The sequence below is a fragment of the Pontixanthobacter sp. genome, from assembly GCF_049682855.1.
Lineage (GTDB): Bacteria > Pseudomonadota > Alphaproteobacteria > Sphingomonadales > Sphingomonadaceae > Pontixanthobacter.
Map to the genome: position 1 here is coordinate 134,813 of NZ_JBAUIK010000007.1, position 22,819 is coordinate 157,631.

The 22,819-nt window shown below is 58.3% G+C and carries 25 protein-coding genes and 3 tRNA genes; 14 read left to right on the forward strand and 14 right to left on the reverse strand.

What is annotated here, in order from left to right; genetic code table 11:
• The first annotated feature begins 124 nt into the window (after positions 1-124).
• Both WA922_RS03625 and WA922_RS03630 read left to right on the forward strand, forming a co-directional pair.
• Positions 125-532: a hypothetical protein gene (locus WA922_RS03625; RefSeq protein WP_424770309.1), complete on the forward strand. Its 408-nt coding sequence runs from the start codon at positions 125-127 to the stop codon at positions 530-532.
• Positions 533-592: 60 nt separating this feature from the next.
• Entirely contained in the window at positions 593-1,735 is a 1,143-nt protein-coding gene (locus tag WA922_RS03630) for a L,D-transpeptidase family protein (RefSeq protein WP_424770310.1), read from the forward strand.
• 266 nt (positions 1,736-2,001) lie between these two features.
• On the opposite strand, the gene WA922_RS03635 is transcribed toward WA922_RS03630, so the two are convergent.
• The 4 genes from WA922_RS03635 to WA922_RS03650 form a co-directional block, all read right to left on the reverse strand.
• A tRNA-Pro gene (locus WA922_RS03635) sits at positions 2,002-2,078 on the reverse strand.
• A gap of 48 nt (positions 2,079-2,126) precedes the next feature.
• A tRNA-Ile gene (locus tag WA922_RS03640) sits at positions 2,127-2,203 on the reverse strand.
• 82 nt (positions 2,204-2,285) lie between these two features.
• On the reverse strand, positions 2,286-3,272 hold the full coding sequence (locus WA922_RS03645) for a polysaccharide deacetylase family protein (RefSeq protein WP_424770311.1): 987 nt from the start codon (positions 3,270-3,272) through the stop codon (positions 2,286-2,288).
• A gap of 65 nt (positions 3,273-3,337) precedes the next feature.
• A complete protein-coding gene (locus WA922_RS03650) occupies positions 3,338-5,068 on the reverse strand; it encodes a histidine kinase dimerization/phospho-acceptor domain-containing protein (protein ID WP_424770312.1) in 1,731 nt (576 codons plus the stop codon).
• 242 nt (positions 5,069-5,310) lie between these two features.
• Between WA922_RS03650 and WA922_RS03655 the strand changes: the two genes are divergently transcribed.
• Positions 5,311-5,775 (forward strand): Lrp/AsnC family transcriptional regulator, encoded by a 465-nt coding sequence (locus WA922_RS03655; RefSeq protein WP_424770313.1) that lies wholly within the window; start codon positions 5,311-5,313, stop codon positions 5,773-5,775.
• Entirely contained in the window at positions 5,772-6,155 is a 384-nt protein-coding gene (locus WA922_RS03660; RefSeq protein WP_424770314.1) for a hypothetical protein, read from the forward strand. The genes WA922_RS03655 and WA922_RS03660 overlap by 4 nt, the downstream gene beginning before the upstream one ends.
• A 94-nt stretch (positions 6,156-6,249) precedes the next feature.
• On the opposite strand, the gene accC is transcribed toward WA922_RS03660, so the two are convergent.
• From accC to WA922_RS03685, 5 genes are all read right to left on the reverse strand, one after another.
• Positions 6,250-7,599, reverse strand: a complete 1,350-nt coding sequence (accC, locus tag WA922_RS03665; RefSeq protein WP_424770315.1) for an acetyl-CoA carboxylase biotin carboxylase subunit — start codon at positions 7,597-7,599, stop codon at positions 6,250-6,252.
• Positions 7,599-8,138, reverse strand: coding sequence for an acetyl-CoA carboxylase biotin carboxyl carrier protein (accB, locus tag WA922_RS03670; protein ID WP_424770316.1), 540 nt, complete (start codon positions 8,136-8,138; stop codon positions 7,599-7,601). Before accB ends, accC begins: the two co-directional genes overlap by 1 nt.
• 124 nt (positions 8,139-8,262) lie before the next feature.
• Positions 8,263-8,697 (reverse strand): type II 3-dehydroquinate dehydratase, encoded by a 435-nt coding sequence (locus WA922_RS03675; RefSeq protein ID WP_424770317.1) that lies wholly within the window; start codon positions 8,695-8,697, stop codon positions 8,263-8,265.
• A 25-nt stretch (positions 8,698-8,722) separates the two neighbouring features.
• On the reverse strand, positions 8,723-9,136 hold the full coding sequence (locus WA922_RS03680; RefSeq protein ID WP_424770318.1) for a holin family protein: 414 nt from the start codon (positions 9,134-9,136) through the stop codon (positions 8,723-8,725).
• 73 nt (positions 9,137-9,209) lie between these two features.
• A complete protein-coding gene (locus WA922_RS03685; RefSeq protein WP_424770319.1) occupies positions 9,210-10,091 on the reverse strand; it encodes an HpcH/HpaI aldolase/citrate lyase family protein in 882 nt (293 codons plus the stop codon).
• A gap of 219 nt (positions 10,092-10,310) precedes the next feature.
• Between WA922_RS03685 and WA922_RS03690 the strand changes: the two genes are divergently transcribed.
• A complete protein-coding gene (locus WA922_RS03690) occupies positions 10,311-10,538 on the forward strand; it encodes a hypothetical protein (RefSeq protein WP_424770320.1) in 228 nt (75 codons plus the stop codon).
• Positions 10,539-10,549: 11 nt separating this feature from the next.
• Here the strand turns inward: WA922_RS03690 and WA922_RS03695 are convergent.
• Positions 10,550-10,626, reverse strand: a tRNA-Pro gene (locus WA922_RS03695).
• Positions 10,627-10,849: 223 nt separating this feature from the next.
• On the opposite strand from WA922_RS03695, the gene yajC reads away from it, so the two are divergent.
• Genes yajC through secF form a run of 3 tightly spaced genes read left to right on the forward strand, consistent with a single transcriptional unit; the run spans position 10,850 to position 13,819 of the window.
• On the forward strand, positions 10,850-11,173 hold the full coding sequence (yajC, locus tag WA922_RS03700) for a preprotein translocase subunit YajC (protein ID WP_424770321.1): 324 nt from the start codon (positions 10,850-10,852) through the stop codon (positions 11,171-11,173).
• Between the two features lie 52 nt (positions 11,174-11,225).
• The gene (secD, locus tag WA922_RS03705; RefSeq protein WP_424770322.1) at positions 11,226-12,824 is read left to right on the forward strand and encodes a protein translocase subunit SecD; all 1,599 of its coding nucleotides are present in this window, start codon (positions 11,226-11,228) and stop codon (positions 12,822-12,824) included.
• A gap of 14 nt (positions 12,825-12,838) precedes the next feature.
• Positions 12,839-13,819: a protein translocase subunit SecF gene (gene secF / locus WA922_RS03710; protein WP_424770323.1), complete on the forward strand. Its 981-nt coding sequence runs from the start codon at positions 12,839-12,841 to the stop codon at positions 13,817-13,819.
• Between the two features lie 21 nt (positions 13,820-13,840).
• On the opposite strand, the gene WA922_RS03715 is transcribed toward secF, so the two are convergent.
• Together WA922_RS03715 and WA922_RS03720 are read right to left on the reverse strand one after the other, a co-directional pair.
• Entirely contained in the window at positions 13,841-14,974 is a 1,134-nt protein-coding gene (locus WA922_RS03715) for a glycosyltransferase (RefSeq protein WP_424770324.1), read from the reverse strand.
• A 65-nt stretch (positions 14,975-15,039) separates the two neighbouring features.
• Positions 15,040-15,612, reverse strand: a complete 573-nt coding sequence (locus WA922_RS03720; protein ID WP_424770325.1) for a helix-turn-helix domain-containing protein — start codon at positions 15,610-15,612, stop codon at positions 15,040-15,042.
• Positions 15,613-15,718: 106 nt separating this feature from the next.
• Between WA922_RS03720 and WA922_RS03725 the strand changes: the two genes are divergently transcribed.
• Positions 15,719-16,195, forward strand: a complete 477-nt coding sequence (locus tag WA922_RS03725) for a DUF6456 domain-containing protein (protein WP_424770326.1) — start codon at positions 15,719-15,721, stop codon at positions 16,193-16,195.
• Here the strand turns inward: WA922_RS03725 and WA922_RS03730 are convergent.
• Together WA922_RS03730 and WA922_RS03735 are read right to left on the reverse strand one after the other, a co-directional pair.
• A complete protein-coding gene (locus WA922_RS03730; RefSeq protein ID WP_424770327.1) occupies positions 16,188-16,760 on the reverse strand; it encodes a uracil-DNA glycosylase family protein in 573 nt (190 codons plus the stop codon). The genes WA922_RS03725 and WA922_RS03730 overlap by 8 nt on opposite strands.
• Before the next feature lies 1 nt (position 16,761).
• The gene (locus WA922_RS03735; RefSeq protein ID WP_424770328.1) at positions 16,762-18,567 is read right to left on the reverse strand and encodes an ABC-F family ATP-binding cassette domain-containing protein; all 1,806 of its coding nucleotides are present in this window, start codon (positions 18,565-18,567) and stop codon (positions 16,762-16,764) included.
• A 152-nt stretch (positions 18,568-18,719) separates the two neighbouring features.
• On the opposite strand from WA922_RS03735, the gene WA922_RS03740 reads away from it, so the two are divergent.
• The 5 genes from WA922_RS03740 to WA922_RS03760 all read left to right on the forward strand — a co-directional run.
• Positions 18,720-19,415: an SIMPL domain-containing protein gene (locus tag WA922_RS03740; protein WP_424770329.1), complete on the forward strand. Its 696-nt coding sequence runs from the start codon at positions 18,720-18,722 to the stop codon at positions 19,413-19,415.
• 87 nt (positions 19,416-19,502) lie between these two features.
• Positions 19,503-19,823, forward strand: a complete 321-nt coding sequence (locus tag WA922_RS03745; protein WP_424770330.1) for a hypothetical protein — start codon at positions 19,503-19,505, stop codon at positions 19,821-19,823.
• A gap of 134 nt (positions 19,824-19,957) precedes the next feature.
• Entirely contained in the window at positions 19,958-20,638 is a 681-nt protein-coding gene (locus WA922_RS03750) for a response regulator transcription factor (protein ID WP_424770331.1), read from the forward strand.
• A 1-nt stretch (position 20,639) separates the two neighbouring features.
• Positions 20,640-22,097, forward strand: coding sequence for a sensor histidine kinase (locus tag WA922_RS03755; protein ID WP_424770332.1), 1,458 nt, complete (start codon positions 20,640-20,642; stop codon positions 22,095-22,097).
• A gap of 91 nt (positions 22,098-22,188) precedes the next feature.
• Positions 22,189-22,819, forward strand: a 631-nt coding sequence (locus WA922_RS03760; RefSeq protein WP_424770333.1) for a hypothetical protein, incomplete at its 3' end; no start/stop codon positions are given.

The following is a 22,819-nucleotide window of genomic DNA, read 5'->3' on the forward strand; positions in this document are numbered from 1 at the left end:
TGGCGGTTTGACAATTGCATGATGCGCGAACATTTCAGTGTGACGTCTGGCATGCACACCTGAAAAGTGTATGCCGTGCGCAAGAATTCACGGCGTTTGACTGTCTCAATATTAGGAGCAAAATATGCGAAGTCTGATTGTACTAACCGGCCTGGTGGGCGCGAGTATATCGCTTGCTGCACCAGCTGCGGCCCAAGCCAACCTGTCAGGGGAGGAGCTGCGCGGGCAAACTGTCGATGTTCTGTTTGCCGACGGAACCCGCAATGCGGTCTTTTTTGGCGGAGACAATAGTGCCGTGATCGCGGCCCCGTCGGGCCTGCGCTCGACCGGCACCTGGACCGCATCCGGCGGTAAAATCTGTTTGAATGCAGGCGGTGCCAGTGAATGTTGGGACTATGTCCGCCGCTTCACCGCCGGACAGGCCATGACACTCAATAGCAGCTGTAACGAAACATCGCAGTGGACTGCCCGATCGGTCAACGCACCGGTTCAGCAAGCCGCACCTGCGATCACCCGGGGTGAGCGGGGCTAAGCCGCATTGGGCGGCGCCCATCCTAACAGACGCCTGTGGACGGTATTGGCTTTCGGGCTGATGGCTCTACAGGCGTTTCCGGCTGCGGCATCAGACGCGGTGTCCGCATATGCGCCGGATGCCTCCACGCCGGACATGTCCGCTATCGGCGCAGGTGGCGACATGGTCTGGCCGGACGTTGAATGGGTCGCAGAAACCGAGAATTTTCTTCAGGTCCGCTTCCGCGAGGCGGCCAAGAATTTCGCCGCAGAGTGGGGAAACCTCCCGCAGGAGCGGCTATCGCCAGGGAGCATCTTACGGCCAGGCGCAGCCGGGGCCAGAGTGGATGCGGTGCGGCGAAGGCTGGGATTGCGGGAAACCGGGATTTTCGATGAGACGCTGGCTGGCAAAATATCGGCCTATCGCGCTGCGCATGATCTGCCCATTGGACGGCATATTGATGATCCGCTGATCCGCTCGCTCAATCTAGGCTTCGCGCATTATTCGCGGCAAATTGATCTCAACCTTCAGCGGCTGCGCCAATTGCCCGGCCGGTTGGGGAGCCGGTTTGTACTGGTCGACAGTGCGGCCCAGCAACTATTCATGTTTGACGGCGAGCAGATCGCCGGATCGATGAAAGTGGTGGTGGGTAAACCCAGCGACCAGACGCCATCACTGATGGGCAAAATCGACCGCGTCGTGCTCAATCCTTATTGGAATGTCCCGCCCGATCTCACTCAGACCCGCTACGCACCGCGGATATTGAGCGGCGGCGAACGCTACCTTGAAACACGCGGATTTGAAGCATTGTCGGACTGGTCCGACACTGCGCAGATTTTGCGCCATGATGCGGTCGACTGGAGATCGGTGGCATCGGGGCAGCAGGAATTGCGGTTACGCCAGCGGCCGGGACCGGGCAACGGGATGGGAACAATCAAATTCATGTTCCCCAACCAGCACGGTGTCTATCTGCATGATACGCCCAGCAAGGGGTTATTCGGCAAGGCGATCCGCGCATTCAGTGCCGGCTGTGTAAGGCTTGAAAAACCGTGGCAACTGGCCGACTGGTTGTTCGGTCACAGGCCCGCAACCCATAGCAGCCAGCCAGAACAATCGGTCAATCTGCCCGATACGGTGCCGATTTATATCGTCTATCTGACCGCCATGCCCAGCACGGACGGCTTCGATTTTCGCAGCGATATTTACGGGCGCGATACACCATAATCATTGCGTGACATGGTCATCATACAGGCCCGCAAATGTCCGCTATTTTCGCTGCGGTCAGGCGCTTTCGCGGCCATGAGCCGCTTGGCCTTGCTTTCCGCGCCGACTTCCCGCGCCAACTTCCCGCGCGGGCTTTCCCTTTTTTGGCAGCTTGTCATCGCGCGCTTTCAGGACTTGATCCAGCGATATATCTAAGCGGCGAGCCGAGCGAGCGTTGAACTGCGATGCGAAGAAGAACCGCTGGCTGATATGCCAAAACGAAATGATGGTCGGGGAGACAAGATTCGAACTTGCGACCCCCTGTACCCAAAACAGGTGCGCTACCAGGCTGCGCCACTCCCCGACTCTATCATTTCTCAATCCCGCTTGTGGAATTGAACCAGTTGGCATCTGGTGGGCCCGGAGGGATTCGAACCCCCGACCTAGCCGTTATGAGCGGCCAGCTCTAACCAACTGAGCTACAGGCCCGGAAGATGCCATACAGCGTCGCAGCGACTAGCGGGGGTATTCCGCCTGTGCAAGACAAGAAATGCACCGCGCTGCATAAAGCTTACTTTTGTATAGCGCCCAGCAACTCCTTTACTGTTGTGGGGCGCACTCCTCGCATATCCAGATATGTGTAAATCCGGCTCCACCAATCATACAGCTGCTCCAGATCGCGTGCATCGCGCACATAAGGCGTGTTGCCCGGCACAATCGATGGGCTGTGGAATGACAGAACCAGCAGCGGCAATTGGTCATCAATCGCAATATCGATACCGCGCAATGCCTCTTCAGCGGTGACGCCTTCTGGCGTGAGCGAAATCCGTTCCAGCAGGCCGAGATAGGATGCAAGGCCTGTCAATTGCGGCATTTTTGCCAGCATCGGATATAGCGCGCGTCCCTGTTTGCGCAGCATCCCGAAATAGACCGTCGTCAGCGGTAATTCCAGCAATTGCCTATCCGCATCGACCCAATAGGGGACCAGGGGGTGGTTACGGTAATCGGGACCGCCCGCTGCACTGTAATCAAAATTTGCGCGCACCGATGTATCAACCGTGATCCCGCCATTTTTCAGCATCTCCGCGCTGGATGGTCCCAAGCCGTAGCGGCCGGCCCGGTAAATCTGCGGCTCGGCAGCAAAGTTTGCGCGGATGGCATCGCGTAGCGCCAGAAATTTCCGCTCCGCCAGTTCTGGCGGCAAATTCCCGGTGAAACTGTTATGGCCGGTCACTTCCTCCTCAAACGGAGGATTGACCCAAGGGTGCAGCTGAATACCGATTTCCGCTTTGCCCGCAGCGAGCGGCCCGGCGAGTACTTCGCGCGCGGCATCCGATGTCGCGATCGGCCAGTCGATCAGATAGACGGGGCTGACCCCCATAGCTTCACAGAAGTCTTGGAATTCCGCCAGCTTCTCGACATGGCCAAGCCCGTGGCCGGTGGCGCGAAACGGACCGTCCCAGTCAAATTCTTCTTCAGTATCGACAGTGAGCAGGGAACGCGTGCCAAATTCCGGCGCGAAGATGGCGGCAGAACCGGATGGCGGCGGTGTCGTCATTGGCCGATCCAACTGCCTGTGCTCCCCTCAGCATCCGCCCGCAAATACAGGCAGCACAGCACATGTTACGCAGTGCCATTCGCCTGTTGCTGGCTAGGGGCCGCATTGTCGCTGGTCAATAGGGGGAGCGACAGGATCAGCCAATCATCCACACGCGCCAGATCGCCGCCAGCGCCGCGTGCTTCGGCGCGCGCCAGCCGCAGCGCGAAACCGGCCCCGAACATGCCCGCACTCAATACGCCGCCAGCGGGTTTGGGCGTTGTGGCGAAAATATCGGGAACGCTGCACAAACTCGCCGGGATTTCGCAGCATAGCCGCAGAGCGCCGCCATGCACGGCCAGTTCGACATGCACATGTTCGCCAGCACCCACCGCAGCAGCCAGATTGGCAAGGAACCGCCAGGCCAGTGCTTCGCCGTCCCCTCTGGCCATCGCGACCATCGGCGCATCAACCATACGAAATTCGAAAGTGGCATTTTTCGGTTTCAACACGGTTTGTAGCTGGTCGATCTGGCCGGAGACAATGGTTCCGAAATCGCACACGCCTGCTTCCATGTCGAGCGCGCCAGTTTCCAGCCTTGCCAGCCGGTCGAGTTCGTCAAAACCGGCCAGCATCCGGGCGCTATCCCCGGCAATATTGGCGGCCAGCGCACGATATTCATGCGGGGCGGGACCGAATAATTGTTGCTGGATAACCTCGGAAAACCCCTGAATGGCATTCACCGGAGTGCGCAATTCATGCAGCAACTGGCGCAGGCGGTCGGCCTCGAGTGATGCCGCGTCGTCGTCATTGTCGGCAGATAGCTCTGCTTCACGCCGGAATGTACCTGCATAGCCATAAAAATGGCCGTCCTGCTGGCGGAAGCGGGGAAAGGCATCGGCGATCCAATCGCCAGCGATCGCGGGCGCACCCGCCAGCGTCATACGCTGACCGGTCATGGGTTGGCGGAACCGCATCGCCAACCGTGCAGCATCATTGTTGAGCACCATGCCGATAAGTGACGGCGCAACCGCTTCGCTCGCCCAGTCAATCCGGCCAGCACCGTCGCATGTGAACGAAAATGCCGTCAGTTCAGCTTTGGCGTGTTCATCGGTCAGACCATCCAGAGGCAAATGCGGATCCGAGCGGGTATTGGGCGCATTGCCGCGCGCCTTGCGAAATTGTTCGATCCGCTGCACGAGCGCGCCGATCGCGCTGCTTTCGGGCAGGCTGGCGTTTTCGGCTTCGGACCCCTGCGTATCGGCATATTCTGTTTTGGCCCCATCAGGCTCGGCGCCACTTGGCTCGGCCTCATCTGCCTCGGCCCCATCAGGCTCGGCCCCATCCGTCTCAAGCGCGTCTGTTTCGAGCGCGTCTGGCCGGGGCAAACCGCGGTCCCGAATACCGAGCCGTTCGAGAACTGCATTGGTGGTGGCCCCCATATCCCCGCGTAGCCGCAGGAAACCGCGCGCCCGCACGGGAAGGCGGGGAATGAGCGTTGCCCATTCATCTTCGGTCAAATTCGCCCGCGCAAGAGCGGCGGCAGCGACTTCGGGCTCGTCTTCGGCCAGATGCGCCGCCAGCTCGGGATTGCGAAAGCGCAAACCGGGATCGTTGATCATTTCCGCGCGCTTGGCGGCGGGAATAGTCTCACCAAGTGCTGCAAGCCTTAACCACGCTGCTGCCCGCAGGCTCTGATCGCGCCCGCCTCTTGCGCCGCCCAGCAAATCCAGCAATTGGCGGAACTGCGTCCGCGCCGCGCGTTCGCCCGATGCGCGGTGGCGCAATACAGTGGCAAGGCGGTCGTCAAAGTGCATGGCGGCGGGGCGTTTCCTCAATCTGCGGCATGTCGGGCGAGCAAGTGTATGCGCCGGGGAAAACCACCGGTCGACCGGGGCATATCAGTTTCATGTGGGTAAGAAACGCAGCCCGCACGAAGCGTTGCAAAGCGGGACAATTGCTGTCAGGAATAATAATATTAGGCAGCACACCTTGACTGTGGCGTTTATATTGCCCGAATGCCGCGACACCTCGCACTTATGCCGTAAGGATATTTCGTATGGCCAATCTCGACGAAATTGATCGCAGTCTGCTGGCAGAATTGCAGGCGCAAGGCCGCGTGACCAATGTCGAACTGGCACAGCGTGTCGGCCTGACCGCGCCGCCCTGTCTGCGCCGGGTGCGCGCATTGGAGGATAACGGGGTTATCAAAGGCTACCACGCCGATCTCGATGCCTCGCAATTGGGTTTTGCGATCACCGTCTTCGCGATGGTCAGCCTGAAAAGCCAGGCCGAGAGCGCGTTAAAAGAATTTGAAGAGGCGATGCACGATCTGCCCGAGGTACGCGAAGTGCATATGCTCAATGGCGAGATCGACTTTATCCTGAAAGTCGTCAGCCGCGACTTGCAGAGCTTTCAGGAATTTTTGACCAGCAAGCTGACCCCTGCGCCCAATGTCGAAAGCGTGAAAACATCGCTGACCATCCGCACCAGCAAACATGAACCAGGGGTGCCGTTGGGTTGAGTGTAGGGTTTGATGGCACAGTACGGTTTCGTAGAGGGGCATTGCTGCTTGTTTATGTGATCAGTATTTTGACGTGTGCCGTGTTTCTGTTCGCTGCTTTCATACCAGATTTGTTGCATACGCTAGGAAATAGCCCGGCCCGCGGAGCAGGCCTGCTTTTGCTCTTGGATTCATTCACCTATGGCAGCGTGAACATTGCCGTGCTTATGATAGTGATGGTTTGCGTTTACAAAGTCGTACAAAGTTTTAGGAAGCTGCGCGATCCGGTTGCGGTTTACGCGACAAAAGACCATTTCGGATTTCATGCAACTTTACGTCATCATGATGTATTTTTCACAGAGATTTTGGACATTACCCATCAATCGGGTGCGCTCAAGTAAGACTTATGGATTACGAGCTCGGTTGGAGGCCGAAAGGTTGTGAAGAATGTAGATGAATCAGATGCGAAAAAGATAATTGAATTTTTTCAATTGCTTAAGTCTTCCGCTTAGCCAGATATTCTTCCAGCCATTTGATCGTGTAATCACCGTTCAAAATGTCATCTTGGCGGATCAGTTCCTGATGCAGCGGGATTGAGGTTTTGACGCCTTCCACCACCATTTCCTCCAGCGCGCGGCGCAGGCGCATGATGCAGCCTTCGCGGTTACGGCCATAGACGATCAGCTTAGCGATCATGGAATCGTAATAGGGCGGAATTCTATAGCCCGCATACAGCCCGCTATCGACGCGCACATGCATACCGCCCGCCGCGTGATATGCGGTAACCTGGCCGGGTGAGGGGGCAAACGTGAACGGGTCTTCCGCGTTGATGCGGCATTCGATTGCGTGCCCGCTAAACACGATCTCGTCCTGCTTGACCGATAGGGGTTTACCGTCAGCAATGCGGATCTGTTCGCGCACCAGATCGACGCCGGTAATCATCTCGGTGACAGGGTGCTCAACCTGCAAACGGGTATTCATTTCAATGAAATAGAACGCGCCATCTTCCCACAGGAATTCGATGGTACCTGCGCCGCGATATCCCATATCAGCCATCGCGTCCGCGCAGATTTTGCCCATCCGGCCGCGCTCTTCATCGGACAAAACGGGCGAGGGCGCTTCTTCGAAGACCTTCTGGTGGCGGCGCTGCAATGAGCAGTCACGCTCACCCAGATGGATCGCATTGCCCTTGCCATCACCAAACACCTGAAATTCGATATGGCGCGGATTGCCGAGATATTTCTCAAGATACACGGTCGCATCGCCAAAGGCGGCGGCAGCTTCTGTGCCGGCGGCTTGCATCAAAGATGCCAGCTGATCTTCGCTTTCGCAGACTTTCATTCCGCGACCACCGCCGCCCGAGGCCGCCTTGATAATAACGGGATAGCCGATGTCATGCGCGATCTTGGCGGCCTCTGCCGGATCGCTGATCGCTCCCTCCGAACCCGGCACCAGCGGCAGGCCGAGTGCGCCAGCGGTTTTTTTCGCCATCACCTTGTCGCCCATTGTCCGGATATGCTCCGGCTTGGGGCCGATCCAGGCGATATCATGCGCCTCGACAATTTCGGCGAATTTCTCGTTCTCGGATAAAAAGCCGTAGCCGGGATGGATCGCATCGCACTGCGCGATTTCAGCCGCCGAGATAATCGCAGCGGTGTTGAGATAGCTTTCAGCTGCGGCGGGCGGGCCGATACAGACCGCATGATCGGCAAGCCGCACATGCATGGCATCGGCATCTGCGGTGGAATGTACCGCCACGGTCTGGATACCCATTTCATGCGCCGCACGGTGGATACGCAGAGCAATCTCGCCGCGATTGGCAATCAGAATTCGGGAAATACCCATCAGCCGATAACGACCAGTGGTTGGTCAAATTCGATCGGCTGCGCGTTCTCGACCAGGATCGCTTTGACCGTACCTGATGTGTCGGCGGTGATCGGATTCATCACTTTCATCGCTTCCACGATCAGCAATGTGTCCCCTTCTTTGACAGTGGCACCCACACTGATGAAGTCGGGCGCGTTGGGTTCGGGCGCGAGATAGACGGTGCCCACCATCGGCGATTTGAGCGCATTTGCATGCGTGTCACCATTATCCGCTTCGGGGGCGGGTACCGGCGCGCCTGTTGCAGGGTGAGTGACAGGGGCAGAGTGAGTGACAGGGGCAGGGCTAGAGGCGGGGGCAGCTGCCGCAGCAATCATCTGGGGCGGCGGAGCCATAGCTGCGATGCCACCTGCGCGAGAGACGCGGATTTTGCGTTCTCCGTCCTCGACTTCGATTTCCGTCAATCCGGTATGTCCCAGCATATCCGCCAGTTCACGCACCAGTTTGGTATCGACGTTCATGCCAGGCTTGCGCCCGCCTGCGCCCTTGGTTTCGGCCATATGTGCCCCATCAGTGCTGACGCTCCACGCAGGGAGCGGTGTTTAATCAAACACCGGCCTATGCAAGCCGCGACGCAGAAGAGCAAGCAAAAGCCGCGTGATCGGCCGCGTCAATTCGCCTTGATTACAGCTTTGCCGCAGCGTCAAGCGCGGCAATATAGGACTGCGCGCCCAGACCTTGCACCGTTTCCACCGCCGCCATGCCGACATAGGAATGATGGCGAAACTCCTCGCGGGTGGAGGGATCGGACACATGCACTTCGATCACCGGCGTACGAATGGCGCGGATCGCATCAAGCAGCGCGATGGAGGTGTGCGTGTAAGCCCCGGCATTGAGCAATACCGCCTTCGCGCCCTCGGCCTGCGCCTCATGCAGCCAGTCGACCAGATGCCCCTCATGATTGGACTGGCGCAGATCAATGTCCAGACCCAGCTCTCGCCCGCGATCCTCCAGCATTCCGGCAATATCGTCGAGCGTATCGGACCCGTAAATATCCGGCTCGCGCATACCGAGCAGATTGAGATTGGGGCCGTTGAGGACGTAGACGGTGTTGGTCATTCACCGCCGATAGCGCAGCATCACCCTATCTGTCGACGCCCTTCACCTTGCCCCACTGCCGTGCGGCCGTATAACCCAGATATCCTGTTCCAAACAGAGCATAAAGCGGCTCCGGCAATCCGCCGAGATAGGCGTTCATGCCCGATGCGATGTCGCTTGCGGTTGCCGGGCTGAATGCGGACAGGATGCCCATCGGCAAAGCGGTCAGCAGCAGCACATACATGACATAGAGGAAGCTGGGGCGGGCGCGGCTGGTCCACGGGTCTTTGGAATTGGCCTCCGCCACAATCGCGGACAAGCGCGCTTCGATGGATTGCAGCTCGTGCGTACCTTCCAATTTGAGCAGTTCCAGCTTAGCCCTGGCGCGCGCTTCCTTGTCGGGGATAATCTTGTCGATCAGCGATGCGATCGGGCCGATGAGGGATTCGAGTAATGCCATAGGGTGCGCTCCAGCGATCAGATTCGCAGCAGTGCTAACCAAATGGGTTCGTGTAGGAAAATTATTTCCCCGTTTAGGCGCTAGCCAGCAATGCCCTGGCAAGTTCGAGATGCGGGCGGTCCAGCATCGTGCCGTTCAGCCCAACCGTTCCTGCGCCGGGACTGGCTTCGAAGGCGGCGATGATGGTGCGGGCGTGGTCCAGTTCTTCCGCGCTGGGAGTGAAAGCTTCGTTGATCACCGGCACTTGTGCAGGGTGGATCGCCAGCATGCCGCGATACCCCTGGCTGCGGACCATCAATGCGCGCGTTTTGAGCCCGTCCAGATCGCGAAAATCGGACTGGATGGTTTCAATCGGAGCGGCTCCGGCGGCCACTGCACCGACAAGGCACAGGCTCCGCGCCAGTTCGAAAGTTGGCATATACTGGCCATTGGCTTGGAATTGCACGCGGGCACCAAGAGCTGAGGATAAATCCTCCGCGCCCCAGCTCATCGCGGCAAGGCGCGGCGCGCCCGCATAGCTGCCTGCGCAAAACATGGCTTTGGGTGTTTCGGTAACCAATGCAGCGACTTTGGTCGATCCGGCATCAATACCGTGTGTATTTTCAAGCCGCGTCAGCACCGCGTCCAATGTCTCGACATCCTCTTTACCCTCGGCTTTGGGCAAGAAAATTCCGCCCGGCGCGGCAGGCATGATGGCGTCCAGATCGGCCAGCGCCTCATTACCGGAGAGCGGATTGATGCGTACCCAGAGCCGCGCCGTGTCGCTGCGCGCGGTCAGGAAATCATGCACCAATCGCCGGGCCGCCGGTTTGCTGTCCGGCATGACAGAATCTTCCAGGTCAAGCAGCACAATATCGGCGTCACCATCGGCGGCCTTGCCCATTTTCCGTTCGCTATCCCCGGGGGCAAATAACCAGGAGCGCATTTTGATGGGGGTGGGTGATATGTCTGTCATGCTGCCATCAATATACAAACGCGGCGTTGCCGCAATGTCAGTGATGAAACGGCAGGCCTGCATGGCCTTGGATTGCGCGCGCCCTTGCCTTTTCACCGCGCTGTGCATAAGCCTGAGGATTGTTACACGTGTTTACAGCCGGTCACATCGGTTTACATGCATCTGCGGAACATATCTGTAGTGATCTTCCCGTCATATTTGACGAATAGGAGAAGCAGAATGTTAAGCCTTATCATCGGCATGGCAGCAATCATTACGGCGGCGGTCACGGCAATGGTTTTGGTTGATGGTTTGCGCGGCTGCTACCAGCGATACCGGGTATTAACCTTGCAAGTGAATGCGATGCATCCGGCCTGTTCCGCACCAACATCGCCCATCCGGGTCTGTGATCTTGCCAAGCTGCCGCTCAGGCAGGCAGCAGCAACCCAATCGCTGCAATCTGCCTGAGGAATATCCACTGGTCGGGACGATAGGATTCGAACCTACGGCCCCTACACCCCCAGTGTAGTGCGCTACCAGACTGCGCCACGTCCCGATCCGGTGGATGCCGCGCCTATAGGTCGCCATATTCCTGCACGCAAGAATAATTGGCCCGTTTCCGCGCGATAAAGCAGTGGGGAACGGGGTGTTTGCTGCGTTGTGCGCTCCTTGCATTGCTGCTAGGCGCACCCACTTATTCACTCGGATAAAGCGATTGCTGGCTTTGCCGCGCATGAAGCATGCATCCGGAACGACAATTTTTGGGATCATACGCAACGATGCTCTACCTTCTCACTGCCGCTGTTGGCGCCGCTGAGGCACCTCCCGCTTGGATCCAGTTTCTGCCTTTGGTCGGTATGGGCCTTATTTTCTGGTTTTTGATCATCCGTCCGCAAATGAAGCGGCAAAAAGAACATCAGGCGAAAGTCGCATCGATGAAAAAGGGTGACAGGGTTGTCACCGCAGGCGGACTTGTCGGCAAGGTTATGAAGGTTGATGATGATTATGCCGATCTGGAAATCGCCCAGGGCGTCCGCGTCAAAGCCGTCAAGAACACCATTGGCGATATTATCCCGCCAGCGGGCAAAGCGGCCAACGATTAACCACCGGCCACCGGATTTGAGCCTGCTAATTTAGGGATGGGGCTGCGCGACAATGCTTGAATTTCCAACGTGGAAAAAAATTTGGCTGTGGGGACTGGCTCTGGTGATGGCGTTGGCGGCGATGCCATCTCTGTTCAGCGCCGGTAATCTCAGCTGGCCCGATGCCTTGCCGAACCCGACGGTAAATCTCGGTCTCGATTTGGCGGGCGGCAGCCATATTTTGCTGGAGGCAGAGCCGGAGCAGGTCGTTGCCCAGCGCCTTGAGAACATGGAAGAGGGCGTGCGCACCGTATTGCGTCAGGCGGAACCGCGCATCCGTTTCGGGGATGTTTCGACCCGCGACGGCCAGCTCAGCCTGCTGCTCGATAGTGCCAGCGATGTTGACCGCGCCCGCGAGGAAATCCTGCCATTGATGAACGGCACCGGCCTGATCCAGGAATGGACGCTGGAGGTGGTTGATGAAACGCGCCTCATCCTGACGCAAACCGATGACGGGGCAGACAATGCTGTCACTCAGGCGATGGACAGCGCGACCGAAGTCGTCCGTAAACGGATTGATGCTCTTGGCACGCGTGAGCCGACCATCATCCGTCAGGGTGACACGCGGATTGTGGTCCAGGTTCCCGGGCTGCAGGATCCTGAAGAATTGAAAGCCTTGCTTGGTCAGACCGCCAGCCTGGAGTTTAAACTGGTCGATCTGACGGCGCTGCCGACCGACGTGGCGGCTGGGATTGCCCCTCCGGGTAGCCAGATTTTTCCTTTCGCCGATGATTCGCCGCAAGCGGGGACATCCATCGCCGTGCGCCGTTTGGGCGGCATCAAAGGTGACAATCTGACAAACGCTCAGCAATCGGTCGATCCGCAGACCAATGAAGCCGTTGTGTCGATCCAGTTTGACCAGCAAGGCGGCGCGAAATTCGCGCAGTTGACAGAGCAGAACGTCAATAAGCCATTTGCGATTATCCTTGATGGCAAAGTCCTGTCTGCGCCAAATATTAACGAGCCCATTCGCGGCGGCAGCGCGCAGATTTCAGGTAGCTTCACGACCGAATCCGCCAACCAATTGGCGATTTCCTTGCGGTCGGGCGCATTGCCGGTGGACCTGACCGTGGTTGAAGAACGTACCGTCGGGCCAGACCTCGGCGCGGATTCTATCAAGCGCGGCATGATTGCGATGATGATCGGCTCGGTCGCTGTGATCGCGCTGATGATCGCCAGCTATGGCAGGTTCGGTGTCTATGCCACGGTAGCTTTGTTCTTTAACGTGTTGATGTTGCTGGGTATCATGGCCATCGGCAATACCACTTTGACATTGCCCGGTATCGCCGGATTTGTGCTAACCATCGGTGCGGCGGTGGATGCCAATGTCCTGATTAACGAACGCATACGCGAAGAACGAAAACGCGGGCGGCGCGTAATCGCTGCTGTTGAAACCGGTTACAAGGAAGCCAGCCGCGCGATTTATGATGCGAACATCACCAACTTTATCGCTGGAGTACTGCTGTTCCTGTTTGGCTCCGGCCCGATCCGGGGCTTTGCGATCGTGCTGATTGTCGGCCTGTTCACCAGCGTATTTACCGCTGTATTCCTGACCCGCATGTGGGTCGCCGGATGGCTTCGCAAAGCCCGCCCGCAAGACTTGAACGTATAAAGGGGAGACTGACCATGCGACTGCTAAAACTTGTCCCCGAAGATACCAATATCAAATTCCTGAAATGGCGTGTGCCGTTTTATATCGTCAGCGTGTTACTGATGATTGCAAGCTGGGGGTTGGTGGCCGTACAGGGCCTCAATTACGGCGTTGATTTTGCCGGCGGTCAGGAAATCCGCGCCACATTCGTGGGTGAAGAAACCGCACCAATCACGGAATTGCGCCAAACCGTGGCGGCACTGGATGAGGTGGAAGACCCGGTTATTCAACGCTTTGGCGAGGTCAACCAGGTTTCCATCCGAGTCAAACTGCCGCCAGAGGCAGAAGGCGATCCCGGATTTGCCAATGCAATGACTGACCGGATTACCGAAGCCATGCAGGCTGGCCATCCAGATGTTCGCATAGACGGGGTCGATTCGGTATCCGGCAAGGTTTCCGGCGAATTTCGCAACGATGCCGGGTGGGCGCTGCTGGCGGCGATGATGATGGTCGCGCTGTACATCTGGATCCGGTTTGAATGGCAATTTGGGGTTGGCGCCCTGTTTGCTCTGGTCCACGATGTGTCGCTCACTCTGGGATTTTTCGCGGTTACGCAGCTGGAGTTCAGCCTGCAGATTATTGCCGCGATCTTGGCGATTATCGGCTATTCCTTGAACGATACGATTGTGGTCTATGACCGTATTCGGGAAAATCTGAAGAAATACCGCAAAATGCCGCTGCCCGAATTGCTCGACCTGTCCGTAAACGAGACTTTGGCGCGCACGATCATGACGTCGTTGACGTTGTTTGTCGCCTTGATTGCTCTGCTGTTAATCGGTCCGGCAAGCCTGTTTGGTCTGGTTGCCGCGATCACACTGGGTCTGTTTATCGGTACCTACAGCTCGGTATATATGGCGGCGCCGATCCTTATCTGGCTGGGGGTCAATTCCGACAGCTTCGTGCCCGAAGAAACGGTTGCGGATAAGCAGGAACGGCTGGCTCGCGGCGAAATGTAAGCCCGTTTCCCGGCCCTGACCCTAGCTGATCAGGCGTGTGTAATAATGCGACAGCTTTTCCGCATTGGCCTGCCAGCTGAACTGCTCGGCCATTGCTGCAACGGCTGCGCGCGGCGGGCGATTGGCCAGTATTTGCTGCAATCCTGCGGTGACCGCTTCCAGCGACCGGTCCACGATCAGCCCGGCATCCTCCGACGTAACAAGTTCACGCGCACCACCTGCGTCACAGATGACCAGCGGGGTACCGCACGCAAGCGCCTCCACCCATGCATTGGCCAGGCCTTCATTGGCCGACGGCAGCACCATCGCATCAGCCGCAGATAGAATAACCGGCAATATATCGTGATCGACCGAACCCAGGAAAAAGACCCGGTCATCCACTTTCAGATCAAACGCCAGATTGCGCAAATGGCGTTCATCCTGCCCATTGCCGATCAGCAGCAATCGTGCGTCGGGAATGCTGGGGAGCGCGCCGAGCGCCATATCCTGCCCTTTGCGTTCGATCAGTGCCCCGACAGAGACGAAAAGCGGCTTCTTCTCGGGCAGATCAATGCCCAATCGCCTGCCCAGCATGGTGCGCATACCGTCATGGTCCAGCGGACGGAAGCGGTCGCGGTCAAGGCCGGTATAATGCACCGAAATCTTGTCCAGTGACATGCCGATACGGTCCATATCGCGGGCGAGAGCCTTGGACACAGCAAGCAACCCGGTGGCGCGTTCTGCAGCTTCCAGCATTTGATCGAGAGCGAAATGTTTCTGGCCCCAGAAACTGATGTCCGATCCGCGCGCTTTGATCGAGCATGGCAAACCAAGTTGTTCGGCAATCCAGGCCGCTGCGGGGCCATCAGGATAGAAAAATTGTGCGTCGATAAGATCAAACGGATGCTCGGCATGGAGACGTTCCACCAGCGGCAAAATCTTGCGGCCAATTACGCCCGGATTAATGCGCGCACCGATATTGGGGATGAGAGTGAAGCAGGGGCGGTGCACCTTCACGCCGGTCTCCACCCCATCGGTTGCGGCGGCAACCAGGGGTTTGTACCGGCCCAGCGCGAGCGGCGGAATGCCGATCGGATTGATCACGGTCACATCCCATTCGCCGCGCGCGGCCAATGCCTCCAGCGAGCGCGCCACAAAGGTGCCAAAGCGCGGCATGTGGGAATTGGGGTACAGCGTCGAGATAGACAGCACCCGTCTGGGGCCGATTGTATGCCCTGGTATCATAGCGGACGCACCAGCATTTCAGCCACGGCAATCCACGGCGGATTATCAACAATCTGTTGTTTCTGTCCCAGTCCTGGCGGCAGTATTCCGACCAAAGCGGCCTGACGGTCGATCAGACGGCCAAAGGCAAAACGGCCGGCCTTGCGCGGGACCAACACGTCGCGATTTATCGCGCGGGCGGCATGTTCTGTTTCGATCTGCCGCAACCATAACTGGTCGCCCGCACGATACTCGCCCGCGCTGGCCGCGACGGTCAGAACCATCAAAGCACCGTCCCCGGCCAGTTCGGTAGGCGGTAAGGCATCACGCGGTGCCGTAAGAGCCTCCGCCCCTGCATCGGTCAGTTCCGCGACAATCTGTGCCGTCTGCGCAGTATCGGACCGCACCAGCATCTGCGGATCAATCTCGAGCGCAGCAGCGATCCGGTCCATCCATTTGACAGAGAGATTGCGCATACCCGTTTCCAACCGCCCGATGGTCTGAGCGGTCGTGGGGGGCGCGCACGCCTGCGCCACATCGGCCAGTGTCATACCTTTGGCTTTACGGATATCACGGATGCGGTTGATCATCGGACTGCCTTGTCAGGGAAACGCTATGCAAACCATATTGGTTTTTATCTTTCCTACAACAATGCCGATTTGGCAAGGAGTGATTCGGCACATTGTGGGAGCAACCATGCAGCGAAAAATTATTGAACGCGAATTGACGAGCGAGGGGCCAAAGCGGGATGGCGGGCGGCGCAAGGGTAGGCGCAGTGTCGCGGTCAATCTGGCGGAATCGCCTTTATCCTGGCTTCATTCCCGGGGGCATATTGATAACCGGCTGTTTGATGCAGGCGAACGGCTCCGCGCAGATTACGAAAATGCACTCTTAAGCGCCAGCCTGACGATGCGCTGGGACCCGGTCCGCATCGCCGGTCCAGCTGGTGATACCGGGCTGTCACCAACCGAACGGCAGATCGCGGCCAAACAGCGGTTTGACGGGGCGATTGCGCAGGCGGGCAGTGGTTTGTCGGACATTTTATGGCGCGTGGTATGCGCGGGCGAAGGTTTGCCCGATGCCGAAAAAGTGCTCGCCTGGCCTGCGCGCAGCGGGAAGCTGGTTTTGAAACTTGCGTTGGAAAGAGTGGCGGATTTTTACCGGATCAAATGATCCGCGCAGCAATCATCGAGCGCAATTCAGGCAGAACATTCTCACCAAACCACGGGTGCTTTTTTGCCCATATGCGGCTGCGCCATGCCGGATGGGGGATGGGGAAATAGTCAGGCAGAAACGTTTCAAAAGCGCGGACGCGCTCCGTCATTGACAGTGACCGGGCGGCGGGTAGGTAATGCGCCTGAGCATATGTGCCAACCAGGACTGTCAGGCGATCAGTTGGCAATTGCGCCATAATCCGGCCATGCCATAACGGCGCGCATTCGGTACGCGGGGGCTTGTCTCCGCCCGATGCTTTACCGGGATAGCAGAAACCCATCGGTACAAGCGCGACCTGCTGTGGATCGTACAGTTGAGCGTCGGTGAGGCCGGTCCAGTCGCGCAGCCGGTCACCGCTGGCATCATCCCACGGGATACCGCTTTTGTGGACTTTTGATCCGGGCGCTTGGCCGATGATGACAATTTGGGCGGCGGGTGAGAATTGCACGATTGGCCGGACGCCGCCGGGCAGATGGCTGGCGCATATGGTACAATCGCGGATTTGCTGATGCAGTGCGCTCAATTCAACCTTCGACCATTTCGGCAAGCTCTAGCCAGCGTTCCTCGGCTGCGTCTTTTTCCGCATGTGCATTTTCAAGCCCCTTGTTGATATTGGCGAATTTCTGCGGATCACTGGTGTAGAGGTCCGGGTCGGCCAGGATCGCTTCGCCTTTGGCAATCGCAGCGTCCAGTTCCGCGATCCGGGCTGGCAGCATCTTGTAATCGCGCTGGTCCTTATAGCTCAGCTTGGTGCTTTTCGGCGCGGATTTGGCGGGCGTGGGCGTAGCTGGCTTAGCGGCATCAGAACGCGGCTTAGCGGGTGCAGAGCGTTTCTGACGCTTGGCTTCCCAGTCCTCATATCCGCCCGCGACACTATCGACAAAGCCGCTCCCATCGAGGCCCAGCGTCAGCGTTACGGTCCGGTCCAGAAAATCGCGGTCGTGGCTGACGATGAGGACGGTTCCGTCATAATCGGCGATAACTTCTTGCAGCAGATCGAGCGTTTCCAGATCGAGATCATTGGTCGGTTCATCCAGCACCAGCAAATTGGACTTCCGCGAAAACTCGCGCGCCAATAGCAGCCGTGACCGCTCGCCGCCCGACATGGTCGAAACATTGGTATCGATCAGGCCAGGATCAAACAGAAATTCCTTGAGGTATCCTTTCACATGTTTGCGCACCCCGCGCACGTCGATCCAGTCGCTCCCTTCGGCCAGTACATCGCGCACCGATTTGTCCGGCGTAAGCAAAGCGCGCTGCTGGTCGATCGTCACACCGGTTAGCGTTTTGGCGATAGTAACCGATCCTGTATCCGGCCTGATTTCACCGGTGAGCAGTTTCAGCAAAGTGGTTTTACCCGCCCCGTTTGACCCGACGACACCGATCCTGTCGCCGCGCTGGATGCGGAGAGAGAAATCGCGGATGATGGTCCGGGCAGTCTGCCCGCTGCCGTAGGATTTGGACACTTTATCAGCGACAATAACCGCTTTGGATTTATTGCTATCGTCGCTTTCCAGACCGAGCTTGGCCGCGCCGGCGGGATTGATCATCGCCGCGCGCTGCGCCCGCATCTGCCACAATTTTTCAAGCCGTCCCTGATTGCGTTTGCGGCGCGCAGTCACGCCGCGTTCCAGCCAATGCGCTTCCAATTTCAGCCTGGCATCCAGCTTCTGCGCCGCGCGCGCTTCTTCGGCATAGACCTGCGCTTCCCACGCATCATATCCGCCGAAACCGACATCCTTGCGCCGCAAGGCTCCGCGATCCAGCCAGATTGTCGCATTGGTAAGGCGTTTCAGGAATGTCCGGTCGTGGCTGATAGTCACAAATGCGCCCTTATAGCCCCCCAGCCATCCTTCGAGCCATTCGATAGCGTCCAGATCGAGATGGTTGGTGGGTTCATCCATCAACAGCAAATCGGGATCCTGCGCCAGCGCGCGGGCGATAGCGGCGCGGCGTTTCTCACCCCCGCTTGCGCCCTGCGAGGGGGTCGTCATATCGATGCCGAGCTGGCCGGCGATTGCGTCCACCTCATATTCTTCGGGCGGATGCTCGCCCGCCAGAGCGAAATCCATCAGCGTGTCAAATGCTGCGACATCGGGTTCCTGTTCCAGCACCACAATGCGTGTGCCGGGTTTGACTTTACGCGCCCCCTTATCGGGTTCGAGATGGTCATTGATCAGCCGGAACAAAGTGGTTTTGCCCGCACCGTTGCGGCCAATCAGCGCGAGCCGGTCGCGCGGGCCGATATGCAAATCCAGCCCTTCAAACAGCCACCGCCCGCCGATCTGCAGACCGATATTTTCAAGACTGAGAAGCGGGGGCTGGGCCATAGTCTGGCGCTTAGCGATGCCAGATCGCTGCGACAAGCAGCTTGGGCCGATCTTGCTGGACTGCGGTTCAGCTTGCGGCAAGCGCGCAGTCTGCACTAGGCAGCGCATATTGTGGGAGAATAGTTGTGATCCGTTACGCCTTACCAGTACTTATGTCCGCTTTGATCGGAAGCCCGCTTGCCGCTGCGGAGGTGCAGATCCAGTCTGCGGGTCCGGTGGTGGAACTGACCATATCGGAGCAGGTCAAGGCTGCGCCTGATATAGCAACGGTGAGCGCGGGCGTTTCGTCAGAAGCGCCGACCGCTGTGCGCGCGATGGCAGATAATGCGGCAGCTATGACAACGGTCATTGCGCGCATGAAGTCGCTTGGAATTGAGGAGAAGGATATTCAAACATCGGGCATCAATCTGAATGCCCAATATGATTATGACCGCACTTCCAAGCGGCAAATCTTCCGTGCTTATAGAGTGTCCAATCGGGTCACTGTGATCTTGCGCGACGTGTCGGAAACAGGCGCAGTATTGGATGCGCTGGTCGCGGCCGGCGCGACCGATATTGGCGGACCGGATTTTTCCATCAGCGATGATACAATGGCCAAGGCACAGGCGCGCAAGGCTGCAATGGACACCGCCCGGGCGCGTGCGAGCGAATATGCGGGCTGGGCAGGATATTCGGGCATCCGTCTGCTGGAAGTGAGCGAGGCAGTATCGTCCAATCGGCCGGTTCCAGTGATGGCCGCACGTTCTGCGGATGCGATTACGGTGGAGGCAACACCGGTAGAGCCCGGTATGGTTGGCACCGGCGTCACGGTGACTGTCAAATATGAGATGACGCAACAGGCCCGGTAACAGGCCCGGTAACAGGCCCGGTAACAGGCAGCATGTGCTCAGTGGAGTTACGCAGTTTATTCACGGCGTGTTCAATGGATGCCAAATATGCAGTATTTTACGATGATAAAACGCCTTCCCATTATCGCCGCAGCCGTGCTGGCTGCTTCAGGCCTGACACCGGCAATGGCGCAGTCACAGCCGCGCACGGATCAAGGAGAGGCGCGCAAGGAAATGCAGGCGGGCAACGTATTGTCGCTGCGCGAAATTGAACGGCGCGTTCTGCCGGGCATGCGCGGTGCGGAGTATCTTGGCCCGGCCTATGATTCTATCGCGATGGCCTACCGCCTGAAATTCATCCGTGACGGGCGTGTGACGTTTGTTGATGTGGATGCGCGCACCGGGCGGATATTGCGCCGCAGCCAATAAATATCCGATCATCTGAGGATTTGACCGGTGAGGAAACAGCGCAAGATTTACCCGATGAGTTGACGCATTTGCAGCAAACGACCACTTAGCAGGCACGATTAAATCCGGGCAATCTTCAGGGGACCTGAAAAACGATGCGATTACTGATTGTTGAGGACGAGCCGACACTCGGCCAGCAGCTCAAAACCACTTTGGAACAGACCGGTTACGCAGTGGATCTGTCCACCGATGGCGAAGACGGCCATTTTCTTGGTTCGACCGAGGATTATGACGCGGTTATCCTCGATCTCGGTCTGCCCGAAATCGACGGGCTGACAGTGCTGGGCATGTGGCGCAAGGAAGGCCGGACATTCCCGGTTCTGGTCCTGACCGCACGCGACAGCTGGTCGGATAAAGTCGCCGGCCTTGATGCGGGCGCGGATGACTATCTCGCCAAACCATTCCAGACAGAGGAACTTATTGCCCGTCTGCGTGCGCTGATCCGCCGCGCATCGGGCAATACATCATCAGAACTTACCGCTGGGCAAGTCCGCCTCGATACCCGGTCCGGCCGGGTCACGTTGTCGGGAGAACCGGTGAAACTGACCGCGCAGGAATATAAGCTGCTTAGCTATCTGATGCATCACAAGGGCAAGGTTGTCAGCCGGACGGAGTTGATTGAGCATATTTACGATCAGGATTTTGACCGCGATTCCAACACTATCGAAGTGTTCGTTACGCGTATCCGCAAAAAACTGGGTGCAGAGGTGATTACGACCATTCGCGGGCTGGGCTACAGCCTCGATGATCCTGACGAGACGCCGCGAGCGACCTGATATGAACGCGCCCGAAAGTCTTCTGGTCCCCAAATCTGCAACAGGGGGAACACCAGACATCACCGGGCGCGTGTTCCCATCACCGGCTGCGGTATCGACGGCTGGCAGCTTTGCTTCGCCTGATACAGGCAGCCTGTCGCGACGGATGATGATCATCGCGGCGGGCTGGATACTCATCCTGCTGCTCGGCGGCGGCTTTGCTTTGGACCGGGCACTGAAGAACGTGGTCGAGCGCAATTTTGACGAACAGCTCGAATATATGCTCACCGGTATGATCGCCTCGGCAGAGGTGGGGCCGGATGGCGAAGTGCTGTTCTATCGCACTTTGGGTGACCAGAAATTCCTTGAACCCAATAGCGGCCTGTACTGGCAGATCAGCGGAGCGGGGCATGAGGATTGGCCCTCTCGCAGTCTGTGGGATCGCAGTCTGCAATTGCAGGAAGAGCATTTTGATGCGGAGCCGCATTATTACGATAGCGAGCAATTCGCACGCGAACCGTTGCGGATCGTTGAACGGAGCATCATTCTGCCTGGCAGCGATACCCAGTGGACTTTTGCCGTTGCCTCCGCGCGCGCCGATCTCGATGCTCAGATTCTTCAGTTTCGTTCGATCCTGATCTGGTCGTTTGCGGTGCTTGGCCTGGGGCTGTTCGTGATGGCGGCCTTGCAAAGCTATTACGGGCTGCGGCCATTGCGGCGTATCCGCATGGCGATCCAGCGTATCCGCACCACCGGCAATAACCGCGTCACCGACCCGTTGCCGCATGAAGTGCAGCCTCTGGTTGAAGAACTGAATATGCTGCTCGAACATTCAGAGAAGCAAGCGGAAGAGGCGCGCACGCATGCGGGCAATCTTGCCCATGCGCTGAAAACGCCGCTGACGGTGGTGAACAATGCCGCCACTGCCCGCGCGCCCGATTTGCCCGATACGGTAATCCGTGAAGCGACCACTATGCGCCGCCATGTCGATCATCACCTCGCCCGCGCGCGCGCCGTTGGCCGCCGCGCCGTGGGTATGGCGCGCACCCCGGTATGCGACAGCGTAGAGGCGGTGCGGCGCGCGATTGAGCGGCTCTATCCCAGCGTCCGTTTCGATATTGACGGCAAGCGTCAGGCCGAAGTGTCGATCGAGCGGCAGGACCTTGATGAGATCCTCGGCAATCTGATCGAAAACGCGGCAAAATATGGCGGCGGCAGCGTGTTTGTAACGGTTGATGCGGAAGACGGATCGGATCAATGTGTTATCTGGGTGGAGGATGACGGGATGGGTATTCCGCCCGACAAACGCACCGAGATATTTGATCGCGGGGCGCGGCTGGATACCGGCAAGCCGGGCACCGGGCTGGGCCTTGCGATTGTGCGTGATGTGGCCGAGATTTACGGCGGCGGCGTGACACTTGAAGAAAGCGAGGATCTGGGCGGCCTGATGGTCAGGCTCAGCCTGCCGCGCGCAGCCTGAACATACGTTTCAACGCCAGTTCACAGACCATTCAATTCACCGCCTTCAAAGACCGTCTCACCAGGCGGACGATGTCTTATGGAGCGAATCGATGCCGATCAAAATATCAGGTAGAATTGTGCACTATACCGTGTTGGCATCTGCCATGCTCTCGCTCAGCGGATGCGTGGTTTATGATGCCTATGGCGATGATCAATATTATGGCAGCGGGTATGATCCGTACTACCAGCCAGGCTTCGCCTATTCCTATTTCGGCTGGTATGATGATTATTATTATCCTGGTATAGGCACGATTGTTTATGACCGGTTTGGCCGGCGCTATACCTGGAATAATCGCCAGAGCGCGTTTTGGAGAGAGCGGGCACGGCGGCATTACCGCAGCAATAACGATGCCCGGTGGGACCATTATCAGCGCGGCGATGACGGCCAATATCGTGACCGCCGCAATCGCGGCGACAGATATCGTGATGGATGGCGGCGCGGCGGGGAAGCGCGCGGTGATGATACAGCAGGCCGCGCAGACCGGCGCGACCGCCGCCGCGGCGGAGGCGCCAGTGCGGATACAAACCGGGGCGGCAACCCGGACAACGCCCGCAGCGGCGGACGCAGAGATCGCGGCGCTGCAACCGCTCAGCCCCCTGTAAGCCGGGGCAGTCAGGTCCGCCAGCGCCCACCTGCGCCGCCGCAGCCAGCACAAACGCGCGCCCGGCGGCCATCTGCGC

Bases quoted from the DNA above. Each gene is read 5' to 3' on its own strand.
- yajC (WP_424770321.1), top strand. From the start codon at position 10,850: ATGCTCTACCTTCTCACTGCCGCTGTTGGCGCCGCTGAGGCACCTCCC.
- WA922_RS03745 (WP_424770330.1), top strand. From the start codon at position 19,503: ATGCAGTATTTTACGATGATAAAACGCCTTCCCATTATCGCCGCAGCC.
- WA922_RS03755 (WP_424770332.1), top strand. From the start codon at position 20,640: ATGAACGCGCCCGAAAGTCTTCTGGTCCCCAAATCTGCAACAGGGGGA.
- WA922_RS03725 (WP_424770326.1), top strand. From the start codon at position 15,719: ATGCAGCGAAAAATTATTGAACGCGAATTGACGAGCGAGGGGCCAAAG.
- WA922_RS03685 (WP_424770319.1), bottom strand. From the start codon at position 10,091: ATGACAGACATATCACCCACCCCCATCAAAATGCGCTCCTGGTTATTT.
- WA922_RS03655 (WP_424770313.1), top strand. From the start codon at position 5,311: ATGGCCAATCTCGACGAAATTGATCGCAGTCTGCTGGCAGAATTGCAG.
- WA922_RS03645 (WP_424770311.1), bottom strand. From the start codon at position 3,272: ATGACGACACCGCCGCCATCCGGTTCTGCCGCCATCTTCGCGCCGGAA.
- WA922_RS03675 (WP_424770317.1), bottom strand. From the start codon at position 8,697: ATGACCAACACCGTCTACGTCCTCAACGGCCCCAATCTCAATCTGCTC.
- WA922_RS03630 (WP_424770310.1), top strand. From the start codon at position 593: ATGGCTCTACAGGCGTTTCCGGCTGCGGCATCAGACGCGGTGTCCGCA.
- secD (WP_424770322.1), top strand. From the start codon at position 11,226: ATGCTTGAATTTCCAACGTGGAAAAAAATTTGGCTGTGGGGACTGGCT.
- WA922_RS03740 (WP_424770329.1), top strand. From the start codon at position 18,720: ATGTCCGCTTTGATCGGAAGCCCGCTTGCCGCTGCGGAGGTGCAGATC.
- WA922_RS03625 (WP_424770309.1), top strand. From the start codon at position 125: ATGCGAAGTCTGATTGTACTAACCGGCCTGGTGGGCGCGAGTATATCG.
- accB (WP_424770316.1), bottom strand. From the start codon at position 8,138: ATGGCCGAAACCAAGGGCGCAGGCGGGCGCAAGCCTGGCATGAACGTC.
- WA922_RS03690 (WP_424770320.1), top strand. From the start codon at position 10,311: ATGTTAAGCCTTATCATCGGCATGGCAGCAATCATTACGGCGGCGGTC.
- WA922_RS03750 (WP_424770331.1), top strand. From the start codon at position 19,958: ATGCGATTACTGATTGTTGAGGACGAGCCGACACTCGGCCAGCAGCTC.
- WA922_RS03650 (WP_424770312.1), bottom strand. From the start codon at position 5,068: ATGCACTTTGACGACCGCCTTGCCACTGTATTGCGCCACCGCGCATCG.
- accC (WP_424770315.1), bottom strand. From the start codon at position 7,599: ATGGGTATTTCCCGAATTCTGATTGCCAATCGCGGCGAGATTGCTCTG.
- WA922_RS03680 (WP_424770318.1), bottom strand. From the start codon at position 9,136: ATGGCATTACTCGAATCCCTCATCGGCCCGATCGCATCGCTGATCGAC.
- WA922_RS03715 (WP_424770324.1), bottom strand. From the start codon at position 14,974: ATGCCGCGCTTTGGCACCTTTGTGGCGCGCTCGCTGGAGGCATTGGCC.
- WA922_RS03735 (WP_424770328.1), bottom strand. From the start codon at position 18,567: ATGGCCCAGCCCCCGCTTCTCAGTCTTGAAAATATCGGTCTGCAGATC.
- secF (WP_424770323.1), top strand. From the start codon at position 12,839: ATGCGACTGCTAAAACTTGTCCCCGAAGATACCAATATCAAATTCCTG.
- WA922_RS03720 (WP_424770325.1), bottom strand. From the start codon at position 15,612: ATGATCAACCGCATCCGTGATATCCGTAAAGCCAAAGGTATGACACTG.